Origin of the sequence: Emticicia aquatica (assembly GCF_923079645.1) — a bacterium.
GTDB lineage: Bacteria > Bacteroidota > Bacteroidia > Cytophagales > Spirosomataceae > Emticicia > Emticicia aquatica.
The window spans coordinates 112,893-119,891 of record NZ_CAKLPY010000005.1 but is presented as its reverse complement, the minus strand read 5'-3'; the positions used below and the strand labels follow the sequence as shown (position 1 = coordinate 119,891).

Here is a 6,999-nt window from a genome sequence, read left to right as displayed (position 1 = left end):
GCAACCGCAAGTCCAGCTACCATCTGTTCGGGAAGTAGTACAACTTTAAGTGCAACATGCTCAACAGGAACATTAGCATGGTACACAAATGCAGGATTGACAGGAACAGCTTTGGCGAGTAGCACAGTAAGTCCAACATCGACAACTACCTATTATGCAAGTTGTACGACAGCGACATGTAAGAGTTCAGCAAGTAGTGTAGTAGTTACAGTAAATGCTACACCAGCAGCTCCAACAGCAGCAACCGCAAGTCCATCTACCATCTGTTCGGGAAGTAGTACAACTTTAAGTGCAACATGTTCAACAGGAACATTAGCATGGTACACAAATGCAGGATTGACAGGAACAGCTTTGGCGAGTAGCACAGTAAGTCCAACATCGACAACTACTTATTATGCAAGTTGTGAGACAGCAACTTGTAAGAGTTCAGCAAGTAGTGTAGTTGTTACAGTAAACGCGACTCCGACAACGCCAAATTTATCAGTAATTGACCCAACTTGTATGGTAACCACTGGTTCAATAACAGTTATTACTCCAACAGGTACTTATGAATATAGTTTGAATGGTGGAACATACCAATCATCAGTTAGCTTTACTGGCTTGGCACCAAATGCAGCATATAGTATTGTTGCAAGAAATACATCAACTCTTTGCGTTTCGTTGGCTACGGCTGGTACAATTGCCGCTTTACCTAGCAACTGTATCGTGAAAGTATCACCGAAAGCATTATTACAAGGTGCTGGTTCAATGACATATGCTCCATATACAGCTAATGTAAGTGGTTTAATGAGAGACAATTTACGTTCATTAAACTTAATTCCAACCAATGAGCCATATACAGCATTAGGTTTTACAACACCAGCTATTCCATCAAGTACAGTTTCACCTTCTGTATTGAGTGTAACAGGTACTAACGCCATAATTGACTGGGTTTTAGTTGAATTGAGAAATGCAACAACTCCAACTACGGTGATTGCTCGCAAAGCCGCATTAATCCAAGCTGATGGTGATGTTGTTGATACAGATGGAATTTCGCCAGTTTCATTCGGAGTAACTGATGGAAATTACAAAATCGCGGTATTACACCGAAATCACTTAGGTGTAATGACAGCAGGCAATTTGGCTTTAACTTCTACAACAACATTAGTTGATTTTACCTCATTAAGTACTTTGGTAAATGGTACAAATGCACAAGCGACAATTTCGGGTAAAAATTATCTTTGGGCAGGTAACGCCAATGTAAACACTACTGTCATTGCTCAAGGAGCATCAAGCGATAGAAGTACCGTAACAAGTACTGTAATCTCAGCAAGTGGAAATACCAATGGCGTAAATACATACATTGTTAGTGGCTATAAAAATACCGACGTAAATATGGACGGTAAAACAATTGCTCAAGGTTTGAATGCGGATAATTCATATATATTGAATCTTATCATCAATCATCCTTCTAACAGTACTAACCGTAATAATATCTTCATTATCACGCAACAGTTGCCTTAATGATTTATTAAGTAGTGCAGTTAATTTAACTGCACTACTTAATTTTAAAGAATAGTACCTAAAATAAAAGGAAATGAAACAAAACACCCATCTAAAGGTTTGCTTAATAGCTATACTCTTTTTAGTATCAATAGGGACTTCCTTTGCTCAAATTACACTTTCATTGAGATATGTAGGTTCAGATAACAAATATCATCTTTACTTAAAACCAACCACCGTAGTATCTGGAGCAAATCCATATCTGACAGATGGAAGTACAACCATCACAGTGACAGCTCCAACGGGTAGTATTTCTATCAGTAATGTTAGCTCTGTATCACCTGCTGGATTATGGTCTTTATCAACTATTGCCATTAACAATGGAGATGTTTCTTCGGGAGCTCCAGCTAATACCGATTTTTTTGTATTTACTCCTGCAGGAGATTTTTCAAGTATTCTCTATACTTCTGGAGTAGAAGTAGAATTATTCAATTTTAGTGTCGTTGGCTCTTGTAATGGAAGTCTAAATATATTGCCTTCAACAGGACAAACGGCCAAGTTAGGAACATTAAATATTGGTTCCTATTATAGTGTGCTTGGGTACAACTTGGGTATTGGAACTAACCATTTCAATGGCACTTATGATATGATTTCGGGTTGTCCATTAGATACTGATGGTGATTTAGTACTTGACTCTATTGATTTAGATGATGACAATGACGGAATATTAGACACTGTTGAAGATGGACAATTGAGTGCAGATACTGATGCTGATAGCGTGCCAAATCGCTTAGATTTGGATTCAGATAATGATGGCATTAATGATGTGCTAGAAGCGGGAGGAATAGATTTGAACAAAGATGGTTTGGCTGACGGTGTTCCCAATGGTGTCGGAATCCCATCAAGTGCTGGTAGTGGCGATTCGTTAGTCGGAGATGATTTTGATGGAGATGCTCGCCCAAACCCTTATGATTTGGATAGTGACAACGATGGAATCAATGATTTGGTAGAAAGTGGTAATATAACTTTAGTAGATGTTAATAAAGACGGAGTTGTTGATGGCACAGATAACGATGGCGATGGAATAATTGGTTCGGCTGATGCTAATCCATTGCGAGGAGATTTGAATGACCCAGTTCCGTTGAATACTGATGGAACGCTAGGTCCTAATTATTTAGATTTAGATAGTGATGGCGATGGAATGACTGACTTGTCAGAAAGTGGCATTTTAAACCCAACTCTATTAGATACAAATGGTGATGGTAAAATTGATAATACATTTGACTCGGACAATGATGGTATTCCTCAAACAGTTGATGGATTGCCAACAGTTTATGGCGATACTAGTAATCCTGTGTTGCCCGATGTTGATGGCGATGGAATCCCTGATTATATTGACCAATTTGTGTTATTAGTTGATACTGATGGAGATTCTGTACCTGATTCTGTCGATTTAGATGATGATAATGATGGAATCTTAGATACTATCGAAAACGCAGCTTGTAGTAGTGCTTCTGAAAATTGTGATACTGACGGTGATGGTATTCCTAACCGAATTGATTTGGATAGTGATGCCGATAACATAAAAGATGTGGTTGAAGCAGGTGGAATAGACGTAGATAATGATGGAAAGATAGGTACAGGAAATCCAAGTGTAAATCCACAAGGTGTACCAGTATTAGCTAACACTGGCAGCGGATTAACTCCACCAGATACCGATAGTGATAGTAAACGAAATCCTTATGATGCAGATTCAGATAATGATGGTATTTCTGACCTCACTGAAGGTAGCAAAGACACAGATAGCGATGAAATACCAAACTATACGGATACTGATTCGGATAATGATGGAATTCCTGATAGTGTTGAGAGTACTTCCGACTTGGATACCGACGGAAAACCCAACTATTTAGATACTGATTCGGATAGTGATGGAATTCCTGATAGTATCGAGGGAATCACTGATATTGATACTGATGGCAAACCAAATTACTTAGATTTGGATAGTGATGGCGATACAATTCCTGATATTATTGAAGGTAATATTGATACCGATTCAGATGGGAAACCAGATTATTTAGATTTGGATTCTGATGCCGATGGTGTACTTGATATTACTGACCAATGCCGACTTGTGAAAGGGATTTCGCCAACGGGCTGTCCTGCAAATACTGCTAGTATTCAAATTAAAATGCTTTTGCAAGGGGCTATGTTTAATACAACTGATGGTTTGATGCGTGATGAACTTCGTGCAAAGGGTGTTGTTCCTAGTTCTGAACCTTACACTGCCTTTGCAAGTGCAAGATTTACGCACAAAAGTGATGGAGGTGGCGAAACAATCGGTTCGGGTGTTACAAATATAATCGGAGCGAATGCCATTGTTGATTGGGTATTTATTGAACTCAGAGACGCAGCAAACCCCGCAAATGTAATAAAAACAAAATCAGCTTTATTACAAAGAGATGGAGACGTGGTTGAGTCAAACGATGGTGTGAGTCCAGTGAAATTTACAGATGTAGCAGGTTTGAGTTTTTATGTAGCAATAAAACACCGAAATCACTTGGGAGCAATGACCGCCAATCCGATTGCAATTGCGGCAACAGGAACAATTGTCGATTTTACCACTATGACTTCGGCTCAAATTTGGAATAGTACTGCTAATTATGATGGCTACGAGCAAGTTGGAAATGTTGTCGGAAGTGGAAAAAAAGCCCTATGGGCAGGAAATACCGATGCCAACAACAAAGTTAAATACGTTGGACCAGCAAATGACCAATCAATCATTTTTAGTCAAGTTTTAGAATACGCAGGAAACGTCAGCCAATTGTATAACTATGATTTTGCAACGCCATTATACATTCAAGGTGATGTAAATATGGATGGAAAAGTTAAGTACAGAGGTTCAGATAATGACTCAAATTACATTTTTGGTAACATCGTTTCCTTGTATTTGCTCAATGCATCGAAGTTATATAACTATGATTTATTGTTAGAGCAAATTCCTTAACATGATAAAAGCATGAGTAAACCTTTACTGGTTTACTTATGCTTTATGATAACTTTTATGATATTAAAAACAAACAGTCAATGAAAAAGGTACTTTTAATCGTCTCACTATTTTTACCAATATCTCTTTGTTTTGCTCAACAAAATGGTGTTCAGTTTACTGTAAGATGGAATATTACAAACAACAGATATGAAGTATTTGCGAAACCAAATTTTACATCAAGTACGTTCACTTGGGGGCCATCGCAAGTTGGCTTGGTTTTGCCAGCATTAACACCAAACCAAGCGGTTAATGTAACAAGTGTCAACGCAGGAACTTGGGTGGATAAATCAAGGGTTTACGCACCTTTGGCTGATGTTGCTCATGATTTTCATGGAGTTGTTTCGGATGGAGATATGACAAACCTCACGAGTGGCGTAGAAACACTATTATTTACTTTCACTCTTTCTGATGGACAATGTAGAGCAGGGGTAAGGATTTTTGTAAATGGTTCAGACCCAGCTTCTTCAGCCGCAGGAATGGCTGGCGGTGATTTTAAAAATACCATTTTTTCAGGGGTAGAAGCCTATGGCAGTAATTACAACAATACTGGTACACAATGTAATAATTGTAATATAACGGCTCCAGAACTAATAAAATAACTTCATTGCTCATTGATTGTGCTTGTATAAAGCAAAATTTATTATGAAAATAAAAGGATTTTTCAACACAATTTGTCTTTCGTTATTACTTGTTTTAAATGTGTTTGGTGAAGCAAATGCTAGAAATATTATCGAGGAAAAACAACAAACTTTAGCAACAGATAGTGATGCTGATGGAGTAGATGATATGATAGATTTATGTCCAAATACTCCATCAGGAACTACTGTCAATGCTCATGGTTGCCCTGTTGAAATAGCTAATTGTGATTATACCAGTAATAATGTATCGTTTGGAACATTAAGTACAGAGCCAGTAGGAAAAGAAACGCGATACCTTTTGGTTGATTCGAAAAGCACCAAAATAGTGCAAATATCAACAACTAAAACTTTTACAGGACTCGTCGGCTCAAATACCTATATGATTGTGGCGTTTAGCTACGAAAATGATGGTACCGTAACGGGACTTTTAGTTGGCTCGCTATTAAGCGAAGTCACGGCTTCTTGCAGTGATTTTTCAAGAGCATTATCGGTAAAAATATGCTCACCTTTTGTTGAGAGGAGTCAATGCGATTACTCAACAACCAACATAACATTGAATAAAGCAACGGCTTCGCCAGTTGGATACATTACCAAATATTTACTTGTAAACAAGTTTGGAACAATGGTTCAAGTAAACGACACCCCAAGTTTTACAAATTTATCAGGCATTCAGACTTATAATGCTTATTCGATTAGCTATTCAAACGATGGGAGTATTTCTAATCTCGCTGTTGGAAATAACCTAAGCAATGTAACAGCAAACTGCTATGATTGGTCAAATCCATTTCCAGTGAAGGTTTGTATTTGCAACCCTAATATTTGTTTACCAATAACAATAGTAAAAACTAAATCAAGATAATACTATGAAAACGTCAAATCTTAAAATAAATACTATCAGGTTATGCATCCTTTTATTTACGCTATTGTTGAATTTTGTTGCAGATGCACAACAAAAAATAACACTCAAAATCAAATATAATAGCGAGGAAAATAATTTTGGTGTGTATGCGAAAGCAAATTTCACAAGAAGAAATTTTCTTTGGGGACCGTCACAAATAACGATAACGTTACCCGCATCCTTGCCTAATGAAAAGTTAAGAATCAAGAATCTAGATGGAGGAACATGGGAAGATAATTCATTAATTTTTGCTCCAGAAGTTAATAATACTAGAGATTTTCATGGACTTTCTTCTTCTGGAAATAAAACGGATTTAGTTGAAAATAATGAAATTTTATTGTTTTATTTTTCAATATCTGAAAAAGTTGTAGCCAATGAGGTTCGATTATTTGATAATAATAAAGACCCAAAATCATCGGATAAAGGTATGAATGGCGGCGATTTTCAGAACTCAATAACTGATGACAAAGGGAAAGAACTTTATCAACCTGATGTGATTATTAGTAGTAATGTAGAGAAAAAAGAAGAGCCAGAGAACAAAAAAGAATCAGAAATTGCACTTACACTTTTTCCGAATGTAACGAAGGAAAAATTCAATATTGCTCTAGAAGGTGTTGAAGACAAAACCAATGTAACATTATTGGTTTCGACAGAAAAAGGAATTGTAATTATGCAAGATAGCGGTACAAAAAAGGCATTGGTAGAGAAGACTTTTAAAATTCCTTCTCAAATATCAAGTCAAAGCCTAGTTGTGAGAGTGAAAATAAACGCTACCGTTATTGGAAAGAGATTAATTCTTGAAAGAGAATAAAAAGTATCAAATAGGCGAATTCAAGGATAAACACATTATTTATCCTTGAATTCGCATAAAAATCAAAATACAGAATACTTATCTAGCTTCAATATTTAGGTTTATTCTTCAATGTAATTGA

At 36.8% G+C, this 6,999-nt stretch carries 5 protein-coding genes; all 5 read left to right on the top strand.

Annotated elements, in window-relative coordinates; genetic code table 11:
* Window positions 1-1,503: Ig-like domain-containing protein (locus MJQ71_RS19240; protein ID WP_445447604.1), on the top strand; the 1,503-nt coding region annotated here is incomplete at its 5' end.
* A gap of 73 nt (window positions 1,504-1,576) precedes the next feature.
* On the top strand, window positions 1,577-4,489 hold the full coding sequence (locus tag MJQ71_RS19235; RefSeq protein WP_238808566.1) for a hypothetical protein: 2,913 nt from the start codon (window positions 1,577-1,579) through the stop codon (window positions 4,487-4,489).
* A gap of 80 nt (window positions 4,490-4,569) precedes the next feature.
* Window positions 4,570-5,130, top strand: a complete 561-nt coding sequence (locus MJQ71_RS19230) for a hypothetical protein (protein WP_238808565.1) — start codon at window positions 4,570-4,572, stop codon at window positions 5,128-5,130.
* Window positions 5,131-5,173: 43 nt separating this feature from the next.
* Window positions 5,174-6,028, top strand: coding sequence for a hypothetical protein (locus MJQ71_RS19225; RefSeq protein WP_238808564.1), 855 nt, complete (start codon window positions 5,174-5,176; stop codon window positions 6,026-6,028).
* Between the two features lie 4 nt (window positions 6,029-6,032).
* A complete protein-coding gene (locus MJQ71_RS19220; RefSeq protein WP_238808563.1) occupies window positions 6,033-6,878 on the top strand; it encodes a hypothetical protein in 846 nt (281 codons plus the stop codon).
* The last annotated feature ends 121 nt before the right edge of the window (window positions 6,879-6,999 follow it).

What these genes read in the sequence shown, in the direction of transcription:
- MJQ71_RS19235 (WP_238808566.1), top strand. Translation starts at nt 1,577, where the DNA reads ATGAAACAAAACACCCATCTAAAGGTTTGCTTAATAGCTATACTCTTT.
- MJQ71_RS19230 (WP_238808565.1), top strand. Translation starts at nt 4,570, where the DNA reads ATGAAAAAGGTACTTTTAATCGTCTCACTATTTTTACCAATATCTCTT.
- MJQ71_RS19225 (WP_238808564.1), top strand. Translation starts at nt 5,174, where the DNA reads ATGAAAATAAAAGGATTTTTCAACACAATTTGTCTTTCGTTATTACTT.
- MJQ71_RS19220 (WP_238808563.1), top strand. Translation starts at nt 6,033, where the DNA reads ATGAAAACGTCAAATCTTAAAATAAATACTATCAGGTTATGCATCCTT.